The sequence below is a fragment of the Actinomycetota bacterium genome, assembly GCA_040881665.1.
Taxonomy (GTDB): domain Bacteria; phylum Actinomycetota; class UBA4738; order UBA4738; family HRBIN12; genus JBBDWR01.
Map to the genome: position 1 here is coordinate 410,500 of JBBECT010000005.1, position 21,248 is coordinate 431,747.

Sequence of the window (21,248 nt, forward strand, 5' to 3'; positions counted from 1 at the left end):
CCCGCAGGTCTCGCTCGGGAGGCGCTAGGACCACCGAGCGGGATACCGCGAGCGGACGTCCCCGACCAGGCGGGTGAGATCGGCCATGACGTCGTCGGTGAGGGCACGCACCCGCGACTGGTCGTCGAGCCGATCCCTCTCGGCGGACAGGTCGATGGGCGGACCCGCCTTCACCCAGATCGGACGCCCGAACTTCAGGCTCCCTCTTCCGTTCTTCTGCCAGACGTGCTGTCCGCCCCAGGTCGCGATCGGCGTGATCGGCACTCCGGTCGCGAGTGCGAGGCGCACGACCCCGGTCTTGCCGTGCATCGGCAGGAAATCCGGTTGCCGCGTCACGGTGCCCTCCGGGTAGATCAGCACGCATTCCCCTTGGCGCAGCGAGTCCTCGGCACGTCGCAGGACCGCCGGATCCCCGGTCCCCCGTCGGACGGGGACCATCTTCGCGTTGCTCAGCAGCCGACCGACCACCGGCACGTCGAACAGCTCGCTCTTGGCCAGGAAGCGCGGGCGCCTGCCCCGCTTGACCACAGCGTACCCGTGCGCGAACGCATCGAGGTAGGACACGTGGTTGCAGGCGGCCAGCACCGGGCCGTCGGCCGGGATCTCGTCCAGGCCCTCGAACCGCCAGTTGAACCACAGCTGCAACGGGGGAACGACCGTGCCCTTCGCGAGGTGGTAGGCGTACTCCACGGTCGGCTCCTGTTCCTGCGCTCCTTCGATGCTAGGCCGTCGGTTCGTCGTTGCGACGCGCGAGCTTCCAGGCGAGGGGAAGCAGTCCCGCCGCGATGAGGAGTTTGATCGTGTCCCCGATCACGAACGGATACAGCCCGTCGGTGAGCGCATCGTTGAGGGTGTAGGGGAAGCCGCCCGCGCGCACCGATGCGAGCAACCACGGAACGCCCACCAGGTAGATCATGACCGATCCCAGGAACATCGCGCCGATCGCCGAACTCGCGGAGCGATCCCACCCGCGCCGCGAGAGCCACCCGACGAGAGCTCCCGCGAGGAGGAACCCGATCAGGTAGCCGCCGGTCGCCTGCGCGAGGGTGAAGATCTCCCACCCGGTGGCGTAGGCGCCCTCGGCGTCCGGTGCGAGCACGTGGAACCCGAGCACCGCGTACAGCAGGTAGAGCCCGATCGAGAGGGACCCGAAAGCCGCGCCGAGCGACGCCCCGATCAGCAGGACGCCCAGAGTCTGTCCCGTGATCGGCACGGGTGTGAACGGGAGCTGGATCTGCAGCTGGGCGAGGCCGGCGAGGAGCACGGAACCGATCACCGCGAGGGAGAGCTGGTAGGCGAGCCCGTTGGCGCGAACCTTCGGTGGAGCTGCGGCGAGCGCGAGCGTGGTCACAGTGGCGATCCTCCCGATATGAGCGTCATCCCGTGGACCGTGACGCGCGTTCGACGCCGCCGCGGCGGCGGCAGTCTACCGCGTCCGCCACCGGTGAGCCCCCCGAGATGGCCCACCTCCCCGCGACTGGTCCCTCCGCTACGCTGGCTCCGTGCGGATCCTCACCGTCCCCGTGGCGTCCTTGCCCCGGTCCAAGAGCCGGCTCGCACCCGTCCTGGCGCCGCTCGAACGCGCGGCGCTGACGCTCGCGATGCTCGAGGACGTCCTCGATGCGAGCTTGCAGCTCTCCGCGTGGGACACCTGGGTCGTCTCGCCGGACGAAGCCGTCCTCGAGATCGCGGCCCGTCGGGGCGTCCGACCGGTTCGCGACGACGGCGAGACCCTGCTGCGGGCGATCCGGCAAGTCGACGACGATGCGACCGAACGGGACGCCAACGCGCTCGCGGTGGTGCTCGGCGACACCCCGCTCGTGACCGCCGACGCCCTCGGGCGCGCGTTGGCGACCCTCGGTCCGGTCGTGCTGGCCCCGTCGTCCCCGCCGGCGAGGTCCGGCGGTGGAGAGGGGCCCGGGACGAACCTCTTGCTCCGCCGGCCGCCGCGGGCGATCCGCCCACGATTCGGTTCGGACTCCTACGCGAAGCATCGGGTCGAGGCCGAGCGCAAGGGTCTGCCCGTGGCATCGGTCGATGAACCGGACCTGAGTTTCGACCTCGACGTCCCGGACGATATCCTCACCCTGCTCGAGACCGGCCGCTCCGGACGTACGCTCGCGGTGTGCCAGGAGCTCGATCTGGGATCGCGCCTGCAGGTGCGAACCTGAGCAGACACCAACGGGCGAACGATCAAGGAGCGAGACGCGATGTCCCAGGGAACCGTGAAGGACTACGACGAGGAGACGGGCTCCGGCTCTCTGCTGCTCGACGACGGCACCGAGATCGCGATCGATCCGGTCTCCACCCAGGGCGCCGACCTGCGAACGCTGCGGCTCGGACAGCGGGTGCGGTTCGAACTCGGCGAGCGGGACGGTGCGCCCGTCGCGCGCGGGCTCAACATCGTCACGTTCGAGGACACGCCCACCGACTGACGCGGAGGGCGGAGCGCCTCAGCGCTTCCGCTTCTTCGCCGGCGAACGCCGGGCCTTGCTCGAAACGGCCTCGCGGAAGTCCTTGCCCGGATTGAACGAGGGCAGATCGCGGGACGGGACCACGATCGGAACGTCCGGCTTCCGGGGGTTCCGAGCGACCCTCTGGTTCCGGTGCTTACGCTCGAAGGTTCCGAAGCCGGACAGCGACACGCGGCTACCCTTCGAGACCGTTTCCCGGATCGTGTCCATCGACGCCTCGAGCATGCGCGAGACATCGGCCTTGCTGGCGCCCGTGCGCTTGGCTACTTCGGCGATCAGTCCGCTCTTGTTCACGGCCGCCCTCCTCGGTGTCGGTCGGGCCTCGTGCACGCCGGTTCCGGTGCGCCGTTGCACCGTAACGGTTGCTCGCCGCTACGGTCAAACGCGGATCGGCTCGGTCCCGGGCTGGGGCCGCGGGGGCGTGTGGCTTGCTACGCTTCCGTGCGCTCTCCCAGCGACGCGATGGGCGGTAGTTCAACTGGCAGAACGCTTGATTCTGGATCAAGAGGTTGGAGGTTCGAGTCCTCCCCGCCCAGCCAGCCACCTCCCCGGAACCCCGACTGAAGGCGGGCACGGGAACGAGCCGATACCCGAAGGATGCAGCCCATCCTCCCCCCCGGGCCCGCCACGCTCCCCCGCCACATCATCGTCGTCGTCACCACGCTGGTGGTGATCGCGGGGATCGGGGTTCCCGCTGCACCGGCCGGCAGCGGCCCACCACGGGCGGCGCGACCCGTGCCCGGCACCCCCTGCGCGCTGCTGCCCCACGACAACATCTGGAACACCGAGGTCGACGACCTCCCCGTCCACGACTCGAGCGAGACCTGGCTCGATTCGATGCATGCAAACGAGACGGATCTGCACCCCGACTTCGGCCCACCCGACTACGGGATCCCGTATCGGGTCGTGGACCGAGACACGCCCCGGCGCGCGGTGCGATTCACCTATGCGAGCGAGAGCGACCGCAAGCGCTACCCGATCACGAAGGGAACACCGATCGAAGCGGGAAGCGACCGGCACGCGCTCATGGTCGATCGCGAACGTTGCGTGCTCTACGAGCTCTACCGCGTGCGATGGCGTGGGAAGAAGGTCACGGCGGGCAGCGGCGCGATCTTCCGGCTCGGATCCAATGCCCTACGACCCGACGGATGGACCTCGGCCGACGCCGCCGGTTTGCCGATCCTGCCCGGGCTCGTGCGATACGACGAGGTGGAGGCCGGTGAGATCGATCACGCGATCCGGATGACCGCCGAGGTGACGACCGACGGCTACGTGTGGCCGGCGCGACATGAGGCGGGCGTCGACGACCCGGACGCGCCTCCGATGGGGGCCCGATTCCGTCTCGACGCGGACTACGACATCTCCGGTTTCGGCGAACGGGCGCAGATCGTGCTCCGAGCGATGCAGGCCTACGGGATGATCGTCGCCGACAACGGGTCGGACTGGTATTTCACCGGCACGCGCGACAAGCGATGGACGAACGGGCTGCTCGACCAATTGAAGCAGGTGCCCGCGGGGGCGTTCGAGGCCGTCGACACCTCGGACTGCATCGTCGACGCCGACTCGGGCGCGGCCGAGTGCCCTCCGGAGGCCTAGGCCTCCCACTCCTCCATGTACTCGGGAGGGACGGGTACGGACCGCTGATGCGGACCGAGCGGCAAGGGGTCGAGGATCAGTGGATCGAGCGGCTCCTGGGAGAAGTCGAAGATCTTCCGGAGGTCTCCGAGGATCTTGACCTCCTCGCGCACGGTGGGGCGCGAGTCCGGTCGCGAGAGCGTCTCGGGATCGAGCCGCTCGGAGTCCAGGAACCGATCCTCGATCAACTTCAGGTACGAGTCGAACGAGTGGATCTGATGGTCGATCGCACCGGCCCGCACCCAGGGACTGATCACGAAGGCCGGCACGCGGATCCCGTAACCGTTCAGGTCGACGCGCGGCGGCCGCACGTGGTCGTAGAACCCTCCCCAGTCGTCCCAGGTCACGAAGATCGCGGTCGACTCCCAGTCGGGACCCTCCATCGCGGCGTTCACGACGTTCGTCACGTGCTCCATCCCGAGCGACATCGGTTCACCGGTGCCCGGATGTTCACTGATGCCTCCTCGCCCCGGCGTGACCCACGTGACGGACGGAAGCTCTCCCTCGGCGGCCGCCTGGTAGTACGCCCCGTGATCCTGGATCTTGTCCAGGCTGTCGTTCTGGATCACCGTCGTGAAGCCCGGGAGGACGTTCTGCGCCGGAGGAGGCCCGAACTTGCCCGGACAGGGCGGGTCCTCGCAGACTTCCTCCCCGGCGTAGTGCGCCCAGCTCACGTCGTTCTCGTCGAGCAGGTAGGTGATGTCGGTCCAGGCGTAGGTCGGTCTCGCGACGCCCCGGCGGAGCCGCTTCAGGACGTCGGTCTGGATCAGATCCGAGGTGCAACTCATCGGGTCCCGCGGGTCGTCGCACCGAGCCGCCCACGCCGAGAACAGAAACAGGTGCGCCGGGTGGGTCCAGGAGTCGGCCGGCGCGAACATCCGATCCTGCAACAGGAAGTTCTTCGCGTACGCCCAGTAGTTCGGGATCTCCTTGGCGGTGTGATAGCCCATCACGTCGGGCTCCCCGCCCGGTCCCGTAAGGTCGTCGCATCCGGACACGAACCGATCGCTCGCGCAGGGGTTCGGCGAGTCCACGACAGACTCGATGAACCCGTCCATCCTCCCGCCGTTCACGCTCTGGTCCGAGTCGGGCTTGGAGTGGGGGCCACCCAGATCCACGATCGAGCGATCGTGGTAGGGGCACGAGGTGCCGCCGAGCACCGGGTCGGGCTGGCAGACACTCGCCTTGAAGTCCCCGTTCGGTTTCACCAGACCGTCCGCGCCCGGGAACGTTCCGAAGTAGTGATCGAACGACCGATTCTCCTGCACGACGAAGATCAGGTGCTCGATCGTGTCCAGACCCGTCGGGCCGGACGGCGTCTCGATGGGCGAGGAGCCCTCCGCGGGTGACGAGGGAGCCGCGACCTCACGATCGGGAGACGACGCCGACGTGCAGGCCGCCGCGACGAGAGCGGCGACCACAAGGGTGAGGCCGGCGATCAACAGCCCACGACGCATGGCGCACGATGCTAACCGAACCCTCGCCGTTCGGAACCGGACCCTGCCGCTAGGATGACGCCGCAACAGCGAGAGATCCCGATCGACCCAGCGGAGGGAACCGTGGTGCAGGAAGGCATACAAGACCCCCAGGGTCGGCGGATCGTCACGGTGATCCCCGGAGACGGGATCGGCCCGGAGGTCGTCCGGAGCGCGCAACGCATCGTCGAAGCCACCGGTGCACGCGTCGCGTGGGAGGAGCAGCAGGCCGGGGCAGAGGTGTTCAAGCAGGGACTCCCGTCGGGTGTGCCTCCCGAGACGATGGCCTCGTTGACCCGCACCCGCGTCGCGCTGAAGGGTCCGCTCGAAACGCCCGTCGGCTACGGGGAGAAGAGCGCGAACGTGACGCTGCGCAAGCTCTTCGAGACCTACGCCAACGTCCGGCCGGTCCGCGAGATGCCGGGGGTCACCACGCCCTACTCCGGCCGCGGCATCGATCTCGTCGTCGTTCGGGAGAACGTCGAAGATCTCTACGCGGGGATCGAGCATATGCAGACACCCGGGGTCGCGCAGTGCCTGAAGCTGATCAGCGTGAAGGGCTGCGAGAAGATCGTCCGGTTCGCCTTCGAGCTGGCCCGGGCGGAAGGACGCCGGACCGTCCACTGCGCCACGAAGGCGAACATCATGAAGCTCACCGAGGGGACCCTGAAGCGGGTGTTCGAGGAGGTCGCGCCCGAGTACCCCGAGATCGACGCGAATCACATCATCGTCGACAACTGCGCACACCAGCTCGTCAAGCGACCGGAGCAGTTCGACGTGATCGTCACGACGAACATGAACGGGGACATCCTCTCCGATCTCACGAGCGCGCTCGTCGGCGGCCTCGGATTCGCGCCGAGTGCCAACATCGGGAACGAGGTCGCGATCTTCGAGGCCGTGCACGGGTCGGCCCCGAAGTACGCGGGGAAGGACGTCATCAACCCGACCGCGGTGATCCTGACCTCGGTGTTGCTGCTTCGCCACCTCGGCGAGTTCGACGCCGCTGCCGCGATCGAGCACGCCGTGTTCGTCACGATGGAGTCGGGCACCCTGACACGCGACGTGGTCGGGGACGAGGGAGCCACCCCGACATCGGCCTACACCGACGCGATCATCGCCAACCTCGGACAGCGGTCGGCGACCTGGCAGGTACGCGACTACAAGCCGATCGCCCTGCCGCATCTTCGACCCGATCCCGACTACGTCAAGCCCACCGAGCGGGCCGTCGTCGGCATGGACGTCTTCGTGGAGTCTCCCCTGTCGAGCGCGGAGCTCGGCGCCAGCCTGATGGAGCTGACGGCCGACACCCGGCTGTCGCTGAAGATGATCTCCAGCCGCGGAACGAAGGTGTTCCCCCCGACGGGAGCGATCACCGACGAGCTCGACCACTGGCGATGCCGGTTCATCATCAAGGAGGAGCCGGGTGACCTCCCCGACGGGGACGTCCACGACCTGCTCGTGAGGATCTCGAGCCGGCATCGGTGGATGCACATCGAGAAGCTCCAGGAGTTCGACGACGAGCTTGGATTCACGCGGGACCAGGGCGAGAACTGACGCCCCCGCGGCCGGCGGAGGAGGCCCGCGACCCGTTCGCTATCATGGGATGCCCCCGGGCGGCCCTTGCCAGATCACTCCCGGAGGACGCGGTCCCATCGTCTAGAGGCCTAGGACATCACCCTCTCAAGGTGGAGACACGGGTTCAAATCCCGTTGGGACTACCCCGCAACGCGGGAAGGTTCCGGACCGATCCGTCCGGGGCCTTCTACGTACTTTCGGCTGCAGCCAACAGGCGCGCGACCGTGCGCGACCTGCCCAGGAGGTGGATCGAGCCGTCGAGCGGCGGGGAAACGGTGCTCCCGGAGATCGCGGCGCGGATCGGCTGCCACGCCTTGGTGCGAGACAGTCCGGCGCGCTGTGTCAGTTCGTCGAGCGCGGCCGCCACGCCCTCGACCGACCAGGGCTCGACGCGCCCGAGGAGTTCGGCCGCCAGCTCGAGGTGCGTGGAACCGGCCTTCTCGATCAGCTTCGTGGCCTTCTCGTCCGGCTCGATATCGTCGGTGAACAGGAACCGGAGCAGCACCGGCGCCTCGGTGAGCGTCTTCATCCGTTCCCGAACCAGCGGCATCGCCGCGCGGAGTTCCTGGAGGTCGTCGACCAGGAGGCCCGTCTCGGTCAGGAACGGCAACACGCGTGCCGCGAGCTCGTCGTCGCCGAGCTGCTGGACGTAGTGGTTGTTCATCCACTCCAGCTTCTCGGTATCGAAGGCCGCCGGGTTGTGCGAGACGCGACGCAGCTCGAACCGCTCGATCAGTTCAGGGAGAGAGAAGAATGTCGTCTCACCGTCGAACCCCCAGCCGAGTAGGGCGAGATAGTTCACGAGCGCCTCCGGGAGGAACCCGCGCTCACGGAACGCCTCGACCGAGGTCGAGCCGTGGCGCTTCGACAGTGGCTGCCGATCCGATCCGACGATCAGGGGGAGATGCGCGTAGGTCGGCACCTGCTCGTCGGTTGCGCCGAGCGCTCGCATCAGCGCCTGTTGGCGGGGCGTGGAGGCGAGAAGGTCCTCTCCACGGATCACGTGCGTGATCTCCATCAGCAGGTCGTCGACGCCGGCGGCCAACAGGTAGGTGGGCGATCCGTCGGAGCGGACCAGGACGAAGTCGCGCAGTGCCCCCGGCGCGAACCGCACCTCGCCCTTCACCAGATCCTCGACCACGAACTCGCGCTCGGGCATCGCGAAACGCATCGCGTACGAGCGCCCCTCGGCCTCGAACGCCGCGCGCTGCTCGTCGGTGAGCGTTCGGCACCGGCCGTCGTACCCCGGGATCTCCCCCCGCGCGAGTGCGGCCTTGCGGCGTTCCTCCAGCTCGTCGGGGGTGCAGTAACATCGGTAGGCGTCGCCCGATCCCGCGAGCCGATCGAGGTGGTCGCGGTAGATGTCGGCCCGTTCCGATTGCCGGTAGGGGCCGTGCGGTCCGCCCGTCTCGGGACCCTCGTCGTGATCCAGCCCCAGCCAGCGCAGCGACTCCAGCACGCCGTGAACGGCCTCCTCGGTGACCCGGCTGGCATCGGTGTCCTCGACCCGCAGGACGAAGATGCCACCGTGGTGCCGGGCGGTGAGCCAGCTGAACAGCGCGGTACGCGCGTTCCCGACATGGATCGAACCACTGGGGGCCGGGGCGAACCGGCAACGGACCGCGGCGCCGGTCGCGCTGCTCATGCCGGCATCTCTCATCCGGCGACGGGGTTGGCGAGGGTGCCGATCCCGTCGATCTCCACCTCGACGCGGTCGCCGGCTGCGAGGCGGCCCACGCCCTCGGGCGTTCCGGTCATCAGCACGTCCCCGGGGAGCAGGGTCATGAAGCCGGTGATGAACTCGATCAGCTCGGCGACACCGAAAACCATCAGCGCCGTGGTGGCCGACTGTCGGGTGTCGCCGTTGACCCGGGTCTCCACCCGGACATCGATCGGGTCGAGCTCGGTCTCGACCCACGGGCCGAGCGGGCACGATCCGTCGAAGCCCTTCGCGCGCGTCCACTGCTGGTCCTTGCCTTGGATGTCGCGCAGGGTCACGTCGTTGCCGCAGGTGTAGCCGAGGATCACCTTGCCGGCCTCCTCGGCGGGCACCGAGCGCGCGAGTGCCCCGATCACCACCGCGAGCTCGCCCTCGTAGTCCACCCGGCGGGAGAAGGGAAGCAACGGGATCGGATCACCGGGACCGCTCACGGCGGTCGTCGGTTTGAGGAACAACACTGGCTCCTCGGGAACCGCACCGCCGAACTCCGCGACGTGGTCCTCGTAGTTCTTCCCCACGCACACCACCTTCGAGGGCAACACCGGAGCGAGCAGTCGAACGTCGTCGAGTGCGACCTCCTCCCCCGTCGGGACCGGGCTCTCGAAGAACGTTCCTTCGAGCACACGCACCGTGCCGCCCGGGTCGGCCACACCGTGGGCGATCCGATCACCGAAGCGGAAGCGCACCAGTCGCATACGGCGGGCAGGCTACCGCACGCGGGGACGAGCCCACTGCCTCTGCCTGCACGGCCGGACGGGTGGGCGGCGGTATCCTGCGGCCCATGCCGGCCCGGCCGTCTCGTGACGAACGCGGTGGGTCCGAGTTCGACCGGGCCCTCTCGTTCTTCGATGCGACGTTCGCGCTCGCGCTGACGCTGCTCGTGACCACGCTCGACGTGGGGACCGAGACGAGGGTGTGGAGCAGTCTGGCCAACCTGAACGACGCCGTCGGCTCCCAGGCGGTTGCCTTCGTGATCAGCTTCATCGTGATCGGGGCCTACTGGTACGGCAATCACCGGTTCGTCGCACAGCTCGACGCGCTCGACGGCCGTCTGATCGTCGTCGAGCTCGCCATGATCGCGTCGATCGTGATCCTGCCGTTCTCCACGGAGGTGGTCGGCGACCCGACGATCGCCAACGAGCCACTTCCCGTCGCCGTGTATGCGCTGAACATCGCGATCGTGTCGATGCTCGACACGCTGCTGTCGGTCACCGCATACCGGCGGGGTTTGTTCGCGCACCCGCCGTCACCTTCGTACCATCGGGCAGACGTGATCGACAGCGTGCTTCCGGCGATCGTGTTCCTCGCGTCGGTCCCGCTGGCCTACCTGTGGTCACCGATCGGGGCTCGGTACTCGTGGATCGCGCTCGTGCTGATCGGCCCGGCGACGGGACGATGGAAGGAACGCCGAGCGACGCTCAGTCGATCGGCGTGAGCCAGGAGCGATACTGCTCGAGCTCGCCCTTGGACGCCGCGAAGAACGTCCCCTGAAGCTCTTTCGTCACGGGTCCCCGTGAACCCTCGCCGACCTTCCGGTCGTCGACCTCACGGATCGGGGTGACCTCGGCCGCCGTCCCCGTGAAGAACACCTCATCGGCGTGGTACAGATCGGTGCGCACGAGGTTGTCCTCACGGACGTCGTAGCCCAGATCGCGGGCGATCGTCATCACCGACTCGCGCGTGATGCCGTCGAGGCACCCCGCGGAGATCGGGGGGGTCGTGATCACGCGATCGCGCACGACGAAGATGTTCTCGCCGGACCCATCGGTCACGAACCCGTGTTGGTTCAGCATGATCGCCTCGTCGTAGCCGGCATGGATCGACTCCAGCTTGGCGAGCACGCTGTTGATGTACTGCCCCGTCGCCTTCGCCGAGGTCGGCAGCGAATTCTGATCGTTGCGCTTCCACGAGGAGATCTTCACCCTGACGCCGTGCTCGAGCGCGTGCTCGCCGAGGTAGGCGCCCCAGGGCCACGTCGCCACGCACACGTTCAGCGGCGCCTGCAGCGGGTTCACACCCATCTCGCCGTACCCTCGGTACACGATCGGCCGGACGTAGCAGGTCGACAGGCCGTTGGCCTTGACCGTGTCGAAGATCGCATCGGTCAGCGCCTGGATCGAGTACGGGATCTCCATGTGATACAGGTGCGCCGACCGGAAGAGCCGCTTCAGGTGGTCGTTCACGCGGAAGACGGCCGGGCCCTGGGAGGTCTCGTAGACCCGGATACCCTCGAAGACGCCGCTGCCGTAGTGGAGGGCGTGGGACAGTACGTGGATCTGGGCCTTGTCCCAGTCCAGCAGCTCCCCATCCATCCAGATCTTCTCGACGGGCGTGATCGGCACCGCGGTCTCCCTCTCCCAGATGTGTCCGCCGCTCCGTCCGGCGTCGGCGTGCCGACAAGGATACCGAACGCTGACCAGGCAGAACTGTGTCTAACTCCGATCGAGGAGAACCACCAGCCCGAAGAGGAACCAAGCCACGAGGATCAACGGCCCCGCCCCGGCCCAGAGTGTCCACGAGATTCGTCTCGATGTGGCGTACGCGATGCACGCGCCCGCTCCCAACACCGCGAGAGTGAAGACTCCGACGAACCATGCGGAACGCGTCACGCATCCGGTGACGAGGAGTCCGACCAGCACGCTCACGACGACCCAGAGGAACCGCTGAGCGCCTTTCCCCGCAACGAAGCACCATCCGATGTACGGGCGCTCGGTTCGGGCACAGTACGCGCGCCACGCTTCCAACCCTCCTGCACGATCATCGCATCCAGCCCTTGCGTGCGCTTCGAGATACAGGTCGGCAGAGGTTGGCTGGTCGAGGGAGACTGCTCGAAGTCGATCGGCTAGGGTTGCGGCTTCGCACGGGCCCTCGACGTCCAGCACGATCCACGTCAAAAGGCGAAGAGCCTGAATGTCCTCCGGATCTCGCTCGAGACGCTCCTCGCCGACCGCCCGGGCCCAGGCCCGATCTCGCTTCGTCTCCCGGGAGTCATGCCGGCGCGGATCGTGGAAGGCGACAGCCCACGCATACAGGAAACGGATCTGTTCGATGCCGGGATGAGCCTTCATGAGCTCGTACAGGCGGGCACGTTCTCCAGAAGACAAGTGCCCGAATCGCGGCCCGCTCCAGCAGATCGCGTACGCCTCGATCACCGGATCGGCAGGTGCAACTCGGCGCGCCTCAACGAGCGCCTGCAATGCTTCGTCACCTCGATCGAGGCGGGCCAGTGCAATGGCGAGGGACGAGAAGGTCTCCGGCCTCCGTCGCTCTCGTCAGACGAGCAACGAGGGATTCGGCGGGCTCGGCCGAGAGGACCGCCCGCAGACGGGCTTCGCTCGCAGCCGGCACCAGACTTCCTCCGTCGTCAGCGCTCATCTGGCTTCCAACTCATAGACGCGCCAGGCGAGGCGGTGTTCGGGTTCCGGTGGACCGTGCAGGGCGCCGAATCGCTCCTTGGCCCACGGTTGCACGACCTCGATCGCCGACTGCAGCCGATCATCGGGGACGCGCCACGTCCACGAGTACAGGCGTCGGCGGACCTCGTCGAACCAGCGCTCGATCGAGCTGTGGTCGGGGCCGGTGATAAGCGGGGTGTCCGCGAGCCGGGCGCCGTGGGCGAGCAGGGCCGCATCCAGATCCGTCGCTCCGTGTCGCATGTTCAACCCGACGGCCTCGGCGTCCGGCCCCAGCTCTTCAACGAACCGCAGCCACAGGTCGCGCCAGCCTCCCTGGTAGCCCCCCGGCTCGATCACGACGTGCCCGCCGGGCACCACCACACGAACGAGCTCGGACACGGCGTCGCGCCACCCGGGGATCAGGTGGAGCACCCAGCGCAGGTACGCGCCACCGAACGCATCGTCTCCGAAGGGCAGCCGGGTCGCGTCGGCCTGCACGAGCGGGAAGGGTGGAGCGTCGCCGGCCTTGACGATGAGCCTGCGGAGCATCGGCTCCGAGAGATCCGCCCCCGCCAGCGAGATGCCGCGCTCGTGCAACGGGAGCGCGATCGCGCCCGTTCCCACACCGGTCTCGAGGATCGTACCCCTGCCGGCGAGCTCACCCTCGAGCAGATCGATCGAGCGCTCGAGGGCGACCGGATCGGTGATCCGGGTGGCGTCGTAGTAGTCGGCGGCACGATCGAACGAGACGGAATCGTGCCGAGGTGTCGGGCCGCTCAACTCGCTTCGGCGGGGGCCTCGCGCCACACGGGGTTCGGGCTGGCCTCGTTCACGCCGCCGTCGCGGTAGCCGCGGGCGAACATCGTCACGATCATGTACGGACCCATCTCCCAGTCGGTCGACAACGGACCCGGGCGGAACCCGCGGGAAGTCACCCCCCGCTGCAGAGACTCGCATGCGGCCCAGTCCTCGCGGTTGGTCACGTCCCAGAAATCGACGGCCCAGCTCGGATCGAAGTCCTCGCGCTCCACGAGTTCGGGCGGGAACAACCACTCGCACTCCACGTAGGAGCGTCCGGGTGACAGCGGCTCGATCCGGTGGGTCAAGACGTAGTCGGGGTGCGGCGAGACGAGCAGGTTCGGGAAGATCCCGAAGTAACCGACCTCGCGCAGTTGACGCTCCGACAGCCCGCGCAGCGGGATCCCGCGGGAACGGCCGTCCAACGACATCGTCTCGCAGCCCTCGCGCAGGTCCATCGGCCCCGCGACGTACAGGCCACGAAGCTCGAGCGAATAGCCGCTCTCGGGCGGGGTCACGCGACACAGCTCCGGATGGATCTGCGAGCAGTGGTAGCACTCCTGGTAGTTCTCGTGGATCAACTTCCAGTTCGCGGCGACCTCGTAGGAGTGGCGAGCGCCGACCACGAGCCGCTCCGGCTCGTACGGGCCCAGGTGCTCCATAACGTTGCCGAAGTGCTCCTCGAACGGCAGCGCGTCGCCCGAGCGATTCACGAAGGCCCAACCGCCGAACTCACGCTGCGACGAGTGCCGCTTCCGGACGCCCGCCCGGCCGGTGCACACCCACGAGGCGTCGAAGAACCGTTCGCGCTCCCATTCGAAGAGCTCCTCGGAGCTGTACGCCTCGCCGGGCAGGCCCCTGCTGCTGCCCCAGGGCCGCAGGACGGCTTCCAGGGCAGTCGGGTCGATCGGTGCGGAACGGGCACTCATCCCCCCGATGGTACGCCCGACCGCCCTTCGCGGGCCAGTTCCTCTCCTACTGCTTGGGAACGTCTTTCTTCGGGTCGAGGAAGGGCAACGGCACGACCTCGGCATCCAGATCCCCCGCGGGAGACTCCAGGGCGACATGCGTGCCGGTTCCCGCGAGCTCGATCGGCACCCAGACGTAGCCCATGTTGAACTCCAGCCGTGGTGAATAGCTCGCGGACGTCGTGCGGCCGACGACCTCCCCGCCCGACTTCACCGGCCAGAAGTTCTCGAGCCACATCGCCAAGGGATCGGAGTTGATCTTCACGCCGACGAGCTTGCGCTTCACCCCGTCCGCCTTGATCTTCTCCAGCGCGGCACGCGAGACGAACGTGGTGTCGGTGTCGAGCTCGACCAGGCGCTCGAGCCCGGTCACCTCGAAGGGGTTGTTCGTCACGTCCATGTCGTTGCCGTAGTTGAAGATCCCGGCCTCCATGCGGCGCTGATCGCTCGGGGCGATCGCGCGGATATCGAACTCCTCGCCGGCGGCCATCACCTTGTCCCACAGCTCCCCGCCCCGGGCGGAATCCCGCAGGTACAGCTCGTAGCCGACCTCGCCGGTCCACCCGGTGCGCGAGATCACCAGTGGGATCCCGTCCAGCTCGGTCTGCGCGCACCAGTAGTACTTCAGGTTCATCACATCGTCGCCGAACAGCTTGTGGATCACCAGTTTGGACTTCGGTCCCTGTAGCTGCAGGGGGGAGACGTCCGGCTCGCGGATCTGTACGTCCATGTCCGCGAACGCGGCGACACCGAGTGCGTACAACAGAGCGTCGGAGTCGGCGAGCGAGAGCCAGAAGTGGTTCTCGCCGAGGCGAAGCAGGATCGGGTCGTTGACGATCCCGCCGTCGGGCGCACAGATCAGCACGTACTTACCCTGCCCGACCGCACAGGTCGACAGATCACGGGGTGTCAACAGCTGGGTGAACCGCGCGGCGTCGGGACCGGTGATCTCCACCTGACGCTCGACCGCAACGTCCCACAGCGTCACATGGTTCAGCAGGTGCCAGTACTCCTTGACGTCGTCGTCGTAGAGCGTGGGGATCAGCATGTGGTTGTACAGATCCCAACTGGCGGCGCCGGCGTCGACCGTGCGATCGAAGTACGGCGACTTCTTGTACCAAGACGCGAAGTAGAAGGGGAACCACTTGTTGCGCTCACCCTGGGGTGCTTCGTTGCTACCCATGCTCGATGAACCTCCTCATCGCGCTCCGCACGCGTTCGCGGTCCTTGCGGATCTCTCGGATGCAGTTGTAGGCGGGGATCCCACACACCCCTCCGCCGGCGTGCGTCGCCGACGAGCACTGGTACAGGCCGGCGATCGGCGTTCGATAGTCGGCGAACCCCGGTGCGGGACGCATGTGGAACAGCTGCTCGGCCGACAACTCGCCGTGGAAGATGTTGCCGCCGATCAGCCCCCACTCTTTCTCCATCTCATGCGGGCCGAGCACCTGCTTGTGGAGCATCGAATCCTTGAAGCCCGGCGCCAGCGCGTCGTACCCATCGATCACGCGATCGGCGTAGGCGTCGAGCTCTGCGGGATGCGGCTCCTCGCTCCACTCGTGGGGAACCCACTGGGTGAACAGCGACAGGATGTGCGTACCCTCGGGGGCGAGGGTGTGGTCCCACACCGTCGGACACACCCCGTCCGAGAACGGTCGCGTCGAGGGGATCCCGGCGCGGGCCTGCTCGAATCCCGTCTCCAGGTACTCGATCGAGTGGGCGAGCTCGAACCCGCCTGACAGGTCGGTAAGCTCCTGGTTCGCGGTGAACCGCGGCAGCCGGTCGACGGCGAGGTTGATCTTCACCACGCCCGAGCGCGACTTCCAGTTCTCGATGTCCCGGACGAAGTCGGCCGGCAGCTCGCTCCGGTCGAGCTGGCGCAGGAACGTGATCTTCGGGTGGATCGCCGTGACCACGAGCGGAGCGTCGATCTCCTCACCGCCCTGGAGCGTTACACCGGTCGCGCGCCCCGCCTGCGTCCGGATCTCGTCGACCCGTGCGTTCAGACGGATCTCGGCGCCGAAGCTGCGGGCCGCCGAGGCGATCGCATCCGAAACGGCGCCCATCCCACCCTCGGGAACCGCCCACGCGCCCAGGTGTCCGTCCCCGACGTCGCCGATCGAATGGTGGGCCATCACGTATCCGGTGCCGGGCTCGTAGGGGCCCGCCCACGTGCCGATCAGGCCGTTCAGGGCCATCACGGTCTTGACCTGGTCCGATTCGAAGAACATGTCGAGCACGTCGGCGATGCTCATCGTCAGCAGCCGGGTCACGTCGCCGATCGCTCGCACGTCGAGTCCGCGGAACCGCCACGCGAGCCGCAACTGCTCGAACAGGTCTCCGGGCGCCTTGGATCCGAGCTTCGGCGGTGTGGCCATGAGCAGCGCGCCGAGCACCTCGGCCAGTCCGCCGATCCAGGCGTCCCACCGCTCGATCGCGTCGGCGTCGGCCTTCGAGAACTTGGCGAACTCCTCGTAGTTGCGCTGGGCGTCGTCGTCGTACTGCGTGATCGCACGCCCGTCCGGGAACGGCACGAGGTACGGTCCGACCGGGTAGACCTTGTAACCGTGCCGCTCGAGTTGCAGGTCTTTGAGGATCGTGTCCGGCATCAAGCTCATCACGTAGCTGAGCGTGGTGACCTTGAACTCAGGCGCCTCCGGCCACGGGATGTCGGTTGCGGCCGCACCGCCGACCTTGTGCCGGGCCTCCAGGACGATCGTGCGCGCGCCGAGCTTCGCGAGGTACGCGCCCGCCACGAGGCCGTTGTGCCCGCCACCGATGACGACGGCGTCATAGCGGTTCACCGCTGATCCTCACCCTTCTCCACGGCGCTCACCGCGGTCGGTTCCGGAACCCTACTCCTGAATGGTCGTTCAGCGCTAGCTCATTGGGCCGAACCGCCTCAACGCCGTTCAAACCTCTCGCCTGCCTTTACGTGATCGGAACGTCGTTGAGCGCGTGTTCAGCCTGCGGGACGGGATCGCTCGAGCGCTCCTCGGATCCACCCCCCTCGCGGCGGACATGCAGGACCGGGAGCAGCACCAGCGCCGCGAGCAGGCCGAAGACCCCACCGAGCACGTACACGGCGCGAGCGCCGAAGGCGCGGATGATCGAGCCCGCGAGGAGGAACGAGACGAGCATCGCCAACTGCCAGATCGACTCGGACGCGGCGAGTACGCGCGCGCGGAGCGCGTCGGGGGTCCGACGCTGGCGCATGCTCTGCTCGGCCACCAGGCCGATCGCATCGTTCGTCCCGTTCAAGAACAGGGCGACCAAAGCCACCCAGAACACCGGGGACAGGCCGATCGCCGCCGAGGTGATCGCGATGCCGAGCGTCGAGAGCACGATCACGACCGGCTCGGTGCGAACGGTCATGAAGCGGCCGAGGATCGAACCGACCACCGAGCCGGCCCCCCATGCCCCGATGATGTAGCCGTAGCCGTTGCCCCCCAGACCGAACTCCTCCGCGAGGGGGATATCCGCGATCATGCTCATCCCCAGACCGAGCACCAGGACGCTCCACGCCAGCGTGATCCGCCACAGCACCGGTTCGCGGCGGAGGAAGGAGATCCCCGCCCGGAGCGCCGCGAGGCCATGGTCGTGCAGGTCGTCCTCCGAGCGCTCGCGCGAGAAGTGCGCATGGATCGTCCACACGATCACCGCCGAGACGACGAACGAGATCCCGTTGATCAGGAACACCCACGTCGGTCCCACCTGGTCGACGAGCACGCCACCGATCAGCGGTCCGACCGCGATCCCCGAGTAGCGGCCGATCGCGACGAGACTGTTGGCTTTCGCGAGGTCCTGCTCCCCTGCGAGGTTCGGGATCGCCGCGGCCGAGGAGGACTCGAAGGGCAGCTCCACGATCGCAGCGAAGAAGGCGAACCCGAGCAACAGCGCCGGACGATCGGTCACCGCCGACATCCCGAGGAAGAAGGCGGCTCCCAGCAGGTCGGAAACGATCATCACCCGGCGTCGATCGAACCGATCGCCGATCGCGCCGGCGAACGGGCCGGCGATGCCCTGGGTACCGAAGGTCAGGACGAGCGCCGCGGTGAGCCATGCGAACGATCCCGTCTGCGTGTAGACGGTGAAGTTCAGGGCGACGAACGCCGCGGCCCCACCCGTGATCGAGATCAGACGAGCCGTCGCGAGGCGTCGAACGGCGGAACGGGAACGGGAACGGGAACGTGGTCGGGTAGCCATCGAAGCGGACTCCTGGTGCGGGCGGTCGAGGTGGGAAGGCTGGGCTAGCGGGTCCGGGCCGGCCGGGCAGCGCTATCGGCTGCGGGGCGGCCCATGGGATTCACCGAGTCCGTGGTCCACTTCATGCGGGGGATGCTAACACGCCGTCCGGACCGATTCAGTCCGGGAGCGTGATGAAACGCGTGCGCTGGGCCCCGATCGCCCGGGAGAGCTCGTCGAGGATCTCGGATGACAGCGGTGCGTCGACCGTGAGCCCCATCAGGGCCTCTCCGCCGGCCGCCGTGCGGCCGACCTCCATCGTGGCGATGTTGATGCCGCGGTCGCCCAGGACGGTTCCGACCTTGCCGATCACGCCAGCCTTGTCCTCGTAGGTGAAGAACAGCATGTACCGGGCGGGAGGGATCTCGATGTCGAAATCGAAGACCTGCATCACGCGCTCGGCGTTCCGCTTGCCGAGCAGGGTTCCCGCAACCGTGACGTCCCCGTCGTCGGTCTCGGCGCGAAGGCCGATCAGGCTGACGTAGTCACGGGAGACCGTCGAGGTGGTCTCCGACAGTTCGATCCCGCGCTCGCGCGCGATCACCGGCGCGTTCACGAACGAGATCGGCTCGTGGACGACGCCCGCCAGCGCTCCCTTCAGGATCGCCAGGGTGAGCACACGGGTGTCGCTCTCGGCGATCCGTCCCAGGAACGAGGCTTCGATCGTGCGCACCGCGCCCTGTGCCAGACCCGTGAGGATCGATCCGAGGTGCTCGGCCAGCGGCAGGAACGGCCGCACCGTCTCGGATACCTCGGCCCCCGCCGACACGTTCACGGCGTAGGAAACGAACTCCCCGCGCAGGGCGAGCCCGACCATCTCGGCGATCGTGGTGCCCGCCTTGTCCTGCGCCTCGACCGTCGAGGCGCCCAGGTGCGGCGTCACGACCACCGAGTCGTATGCGAAGAGCGGGCTGTCGGTCGTCGGCTCGACCGCGAACACATCGAGCGCGGCACCGGCGACCTGGCCGTCCTCGATCGCCTTCGCGAGCGCGTCCTCGTCGAGGATGCCGCCGCGAGCAGTGTTCACGATCCGAGCGCCCGGCTTCAGCATCGACAGCTCCTTCGCGCCGATCAAACCCTCGGTCTCCGCCGTGCGCGGAAGGTGGAGCGTGACGAAGTCGGACTGCACCAGGAGCGCCTCGAGCGTCGGCATCAGCTCGACCCCCATCTGTTTGGCTCGCTCCTTCGACACGTAGGGATCGAACGCGATCAAACGCATCCCGAACCCCGCGGCGCGCTCGGCGACCATCGCGCCGACCCGACCGAGGCCCACGATCCCGAGCGTCTTGCCGAGCAGCTCGACACCCTGGTACCGGGAGCGGGCCCATTCGCCCGCCTTCAACGCGGCGTGCGCCTGCGGAACGTTCCGGGCCTGTGCGAGCAGGATCGCGATCGTGTGCTCGGCGGCGGACACGATGTTGGACTGCGGCGCGTTGACCACCATCACACCGCGGCGCGTGGCCGCCTCGACATCGACGTTGTCCAAGCCGATCCCCGCTCGGCCGACGACCTTGAGGTTCTCCCCGGCCGCGAGGACCTCGGCGGTCACCTGGGTCTGCGATCGGACCACGAGAGCGTCGAACGGCCCGATCGCCCCGACGAGGTCTCCCGTCGCGAGGTCGGTGCGCAGCGAGACCTGGAAGTCCTCCTTGAGGAGATCCAACCCGAGCTCGGAGAGGGGCTCGGTGACGAGAACGCGCACGGGCTCAGACCGCCTGGGCCTGCGCGAACACGTCCTCCGCGGCGGCGACCGCCGCACCCCGCTTGACCGGGTAACCGAGGCGCTCGAGCGTCATCTCCAGGCCCGCGAGGCCCCGGATCATGTCGAGCGGCGCGTAGTAGCCGAGGTGCCCGATCCGGAACACCGTCCCCTTCAACGGTCCCTGCCCGGGCGCCAAGACGATCCCGAAGTCCGACCGGATCCGCGCACAGATCGCGTCGGCGTCGAGCCCCTCGGGGGCGCGGATCGCCGTCACGGTGACCGCGTGCTCGAGGTCCTCCCCGAACAGATCGAGTCCGAGAGCGCGGACACCCTCCTTGATCGCGCGTGCGAGCACACGGTGTCGCTCGAGCGCGGCCTCGACACCGTCCTGCTCGTAGAGCTTCAGGGCTGCGTGCAATCCCTGGATCACCGAGATCGCCGGGGTCCACGGGCTCTCCGGATCGGGAAGGTCGTAGAACCGCTTCGTCGTCGCCCAATCGAAGTAGAAGCGTGGGTTGGTCGCCGAGCGCGACGCCTCCCACGCGGTCTCGGAGATGGCCACGAAGGCGACCCCGGGCGTGGCCGACAGCGCCTTCTGCGACCCGCTCACCGCGACGTCGATCCCCCACGCGTCGAAATCGAACGGAACCGCGCCGAGGCTGGACACCGCGTCGACCACGACCATCGCGCCGCGCTGTTTGGCGACCGGCGCGATCGCTCCGATGTCGTGGCACACGCCGGTCGAGGTCTCGCTCTGGGTCAGCAGGACCGCCTTGACCGGATGCTCGTCGAGCGCGGCAGCGACGTCGTCGGCCTTGACGGTCTGCCCCCACTCGTAGTCGATCGTTCGCACTCGCAGCCCGTACGTTCCGGCGATCTTGGAGAACCGCTCGGCGAAGAACCCGGCGAGCGGCACGAGCACCTCGTCGCCGGGAGAGAAGCAGTTCGCGATCGCGGACTCGAGTCCGCCGGTGCCCGACGAGCTGAACAGCAGAACGTCATCCTGCGTGCGGTACAGGCGCTGGAGCCCCTCGGTGACCTCGCGGAGCAGGTTCCCGAAGCCGGGACCGCGGTGATAGACGATCGGGCTGCCCTGGGCGACGTAGACCTCGGGCGGGATCGGGGTGGGTCCGGGGGCGAGGATGATCTCGGGCCTGTCCACGGTAGGTCCAGCTCCTTGCGTGTCGGTCGCGGGCATCGTCTGCGCCGAAGCTTCAGCCTAGCAGCCGCCCCGACCCCGACGGCGCCGCGTGGTGACGCG

At 68.0% G+C, this 21,248-nt stretch carries 19 protein-coding genes and 2 tRNA genes; 7 read left to right on the forward strand and 14 right to left on the reverse strand.

Annotated elements, in window-relative coordinates; genetic code table 11:
- Nucleotides 1–24 precede the first annotated feature (24 nt).
- Entirely contained in the window at nt 25–690 is a 666-nt protein-coding gene (locus WEF05_07725) for a lysophospholipid acyltransferase family protein (protein ID MEX1101772.1), read from the reverse strand.
- A 31-nt stretch (nt 691–721) separates the two neighbouring features.
- A complete protein-coding gene (locus WEF05_07730; protein ID MEX1101773.1) occupies nt 722–1,351 on the reverse strand; it encodes a biotin transporter BioY in 630 nt (209 codons plus the stop codon).
- A gap of 151 nt (nt 1,352–1,502) precedes the next feature.
- Here WEF05_07730 and cofC point away from each other — a divergent pair, with 151 nt between their 5' ends.
- Together cofC and WEF05_07740 are read left to right on the forward strand one after the other, a co-directional pair.
- Nucleotides 1,503–2,171 carry a 2-phospho-L-lactate guanylyltransferase gene (gene cofC / locus WEF05_07735; protein MEX1101774.1) on the forward strand — a complete coding sequence of 223 codons (669 nt, stop codon included), beginning with the start codon at nt 1,503–1,505 and terminating at the stop codon, nt 2,169–2,171.
- Between the two features lie 39 nt (nt 2,172–2,210).
- Nucleotides 2,211–2,435 carry a hypothetical protein gene (locus WEF05_07740; GenBank protein ID MEX1101775.1) on the forward strand — a complete coding sequence of 75 codons (225 nt, stop codon included), beginning with the start codon at nt 2,211–2,213 and terminating at the stop codon, nt 2,433–2,435.
- An 18-nt stretch (nt 2,436–2,453) separates the two neighbouring features.
- On the opposite strand, the gene WEF05_07745 is transcribed toward WEF05_07740, so the two are convergent.
- Nucleotides 2,454–2,768 (reverse strand): HU family DNA-binding protein, encoded by a 315-nt coding sequence (locus tag WEF05_07745; GenBank protein MEX1101776.1) that lies wholly within the window; start codon nt 2,766–2,768, stop codon nt 2,454–2,456.
- 169 nt (nt 2,769–2,937) lie between these two features.
- Here WEF05_07745 and WEF05_07750 point away from each other — a divergent pair.
- Both WEF05_07750 and WEF05_07755 read left to right on the forward strand, forming a co-directional pair.
- Nucleotides 2,938–3,013, forward strand: a tRNA-Gln gene (locus tag WEF05_07750).
- 58 nt (nt 3,014–3,071) lie between these two features.
- A complete protein-coding gene (locus WEF05_07755) occupies nt 3,072–4,070 on the forward strand; it encodes a hypothetical protein (GenBank protein MEX1101777.1) in 999 nt (332 codons plus the stop codon).
- Here WEF05_07755 and WEF05_07760 read toward each other — a convergent pair.
- Nucleotides 4,067–5,566 (reverse strand): alkaline phosphatase family protein, encoded by a 1,500-nt coding sequence (locus tag WEF05_07760; GenBank protein ID MEX1101778.1) that lies wholly within the window; start codon nt 5,564–5,566, stop codon nt 4,067–4,069. The genes WEF05_07755 and WEF05_07760 overlap by 4 nt on opposite strands.
- Before the next feature lie 54 nt (nt 5,567–5,620).
- On the opposite strand from WEF05_07760, the gene WEF05_07765 reads away from it, so the two are divergent.
- A complete protein-coding gene (locus WEF05_07765) occupies nt 5,621–7,138 on the forward strand; it encodes an NADP-dependent isocitrate dehydrogenase (protein MEX1101779.1) in 1,518 nt (505 codons plus the stop codon).
- A gap of 91 nt (nt 7,139–7,229) precedes the next feature.
- Nucleotides 7,230–7,302, forward strand: a tRNA-Glu gene (locus WEF05_07770).
- A gap of 44 nt (nt 7,303–7,346) precedes the next feature.
- On the opposite strand, the gene gltX is transcribed toward WEF05_07770, so the two are convergent.
- Both gltX and WEF05_07780 read right to left on the reverse strand, forming a co-directional pair.
- Nucleotides 7,347–8,804 carry a glutamate--tRNA ligase gene (gene gltX, locus WEF05_07775; GenBank protein MEX1101780.1) on the reverse strand — a complete coding sequence of 486 codons (1,458 nt, stop codon included), beginning with the start codon at nt 8,802–8,804 and terminating at the stop codon, nt 7,347–7,349.
- Nucleotides 8,805–8,815: 11 nt separating this feature from the next.
- The gene (locus WEF05_07780) at nt 8,816–9,574 is read right to left on the reverse strand and encodes a fumarylacetoacetate hydrolase family protein (GenBank protein ID MEX1101781.1); all 759 of its coding nucleotides are present in this window, start codon (nt 9,572–9,574) and stop codon (nt 8,816–8,818) included.
- 86 nt (nt 9,575–9,660) lie between these two features.
- Between WEF05_07780 and WEF05_07785 the strand changes: the two genes are divergently transcribed.
- Entirely contained in the window at nt 9,661–10,314 is a 654-nt protein-coding gene (locus WEF05_07785) for a TMEM175 family protein (protein MEX1101782.1), read from the forward strand.
- On the opposite strand, the gene WEF05_07790 is transcribed toward WEF05_07785, so the two are convergent.
- From WEF05_07790 to WEF05_07825, 8 genes are all read right to left on the reverse strand, one after another.
- The gene (locus WEF05_07790) at nt 10,298–11,221 is read right to left on the reverse strand and encodes a branched-chain amino acid transaminase (protein ID MEX1101783.1); all 924 of its coding nucleotides are present in this window, start codon (nt 11,219–11,221) and stop codon (nt 10,298–10,300) included. The two genes, WEF05_07785 and WEF05_07790, sit on opposite strands and share 17 nt — an antisense overlap.
- Nucleotides 11,222–12,250: 1,029 nt before the next feature.
- Nucleotides 12,251–13,054, reverse strand: coding sequence for a class I SAM-dependent methyltransferase (locus WEF05_07795; GenBank protein MEX1101784.1), 804 nt, complete (start codon nt 13,052–13,054; stop codon nt 12,251–12,253).
- Nucleotides 13,051–14,001, reverse strand: coding sequence for an RHO alpha subunit C-terminal catalytic domain-containing protein (locus WEF05_07800; GenBank protein ID MEX1101785.1), 951 nt, complete (start codon nt 13,999–14,001; stop codon nt 13,051–13,053). Before WEF05_07800 ends, WEF05_07795 begins: the two co-directional genes overlap by 4 nt.
- A 46-nt stretch (nt 14,002–14,047) precedes the next feature.
- Nucleotides 14,048–15,223, reverse strand: coding sequence for a glycine cleavage T C-terminal barrel domain-containing protein (locus tag WEF05_07805; GenBank protein ID MEX1101786.1), 1,176 nt, complete (start codon nt 15,221–15,223; stop codon nt 14,048–14,050).
- On the reverse strand, nt 15,216–16,844 hold the full coding sequence (locus tag WEF05_07810; protein ID MEX1101787.1) for an NAD(P)/FAD-dependent oxidoreductase: 1,629 nt from the start codon (nt 16,842–16,844) through the stop codon (nt 15,216–15,218). Before WEF05_07810 ends, WEF05_07805 begins: the two co-directional genes overlap by 8 nt.
- 127 nt (nt 16,845–16,971) lie before the next feature.
- Nucleotides 16,972–18,246, reverse strand: a complete 1,275-nt coding sequence (locus tag WEF05_07815; protein MEX1101788.1) for an MFS transporter — start codon at nt 18,244–18,246, stop codon at nt 16,972–16,974.
- Between the two features lie 157 nt (nt 18,247–18,403).
- Complete coding sequence (gene serA, locus WEF05_07820) at nt 18,404–19,987, reverse strand: phosphoglycerate dehydrogenase (GenBank protein MEX1101789.1); 1,584 nt, start codon at nt 19,985–19,987, stop codon at nt 18,404–18,406.
- Nucleotides 19,988–19,991: 4 nt separating this feature from the next.
- On the reverse strand, nt 19,992–21,149 hold the full coding sequence (locus WEF05_07825) for an alanine--glyoxylate aminotransferase family protein (protein ID MEX1101790.1): 1,158 nt from the start codon (nt 21,147–21,149) through the stop codon (nt 19,992–19,994).
- Nucleotides 21,150–21,248: the final 99 nt, after the last annotated feature.

Coding starts and splice junctions, on each gene's coding strand:
- WEF05_07740 (MEX1101775.1), top strand. CDS start 2,211: ATGTCCCAGGGAACCGTGAAGGACTACGACGAGGAGACGGGCTCCGGC.
- WEF05_07755 (MEX1101777.1), top strand. CDS start 3,072: ATGCAGCCCATCCTCCCCCCCGGGCCCGCCACGCTCCCCCGCCACATC.
- WEF05_07760 (MEX1101778.1), bottom strand. CDS start 5,566: ATGCGTCGTGGGCTGTTGATCGCCGGCCTCACCCTTGTGGTCGCCGCT.
- WEF05_07765 (MEX1101779.1), top strand. CDS start 5,621: ATGACGCCGCAACAGCGAGAGATCCCGATCGACCCAGCGGAGGGAACC.
- gltX (MEX1101780.1), bottom strand. CDS start 8,804: ATGAGCAGCGCGACCGGCGCCGCGGTCCGTTGCCGGTTCGCCCCGGCC.
- WEF05_07780 (MEX1101781.1), bottom strand. CDS start 9,574: ATGCGACTGGTGCGCTTCCGCTTCGGTGATCGGATCGCCCACGGTGTG.
- WEF05_07785 (MEX1101782.1), top strand. CDS start 9,661: ATGCCGGCCCGGCCGTCTCGTGACGAACGCGGTGGGTCCGAGTTCGAC.
- WEF05_07800 (MEX1101785.1), bottom strand. CDS start 14,001: ATGAGTGCCCGTTCCGCACCGATCGACCCGACTGCCCTGGAAGCCGTC.
- WEF05_07805 (MEX1101786.1), bottom strand. CDS start 15,223: ATGGGTAGCAACGAAGCACCCCAGGGTGAGCGCAACAAGTGGTTCCCC.
- WEF05_07815 (MEX1101788.1), bottom strand. CDS start 18,246: ATGGCTACCCGACCACGTTCCCGTTCCCGTTCCCGTTCCGCCGTTCGA.